The organism is Cupriavidus sp. 05N39 (assembly GCF_056397325.1).
In genome coordinates this window covers 1-383 of the sequence record NZ_JBFTNE010000373.1, presented here as the reverse complement: position 1 = coordinate 383, position 383 = coordinate 1, and the positions used below count along the sequence as shown (strand labels likewise).

The 383-nt window shown below is 59.3% G+C and carries 1 pseudogene; it reads right to left on the bottom strand.

The features are described 5' to 3' along the window. Positions 1-86: 86 nt before the first annotated feature. Positions 87-383: pseudogene (locus AC1DN0_RS41770) on the bottom strand (hypothetical protein); the annotation flags it as partial.

Below are 383 nucleotides of genomic sequence, written 5' to 3'. Positions count from 1 at the left end.
CTGCTGCTCTTCGTCGTAGCTCTTGACGATGTGGTCGTTGGGAATGCTCATGCGGTTCTATCCAGAGGTTCGTGGGCGGGCCGGAATCAGCCGAAGCGGCCGGTGATGTAGTCTTCGGTCTGCTGCTTGTTGGGCTGCGAGAAGATCACTTCGGTGCGGTCGTGTTCGATCAGGTCGCCCAGGTACATGAAGGCGGTGTAGTCGGACACGCGCGCGGCCTGCTGCATGTTGTGGGTGACGATGACGATGGTGTAATCGTGCGAGAAGATCACTTCGGTGCGGTCGTGTTCGATCAGGTCGCCCAGGTACATGAAGGCGGTGTAGTCGGACACGCGCGCGGCCTGCTGCATGTTGTGGGTGACGATGACGATGGTGTAATCGTG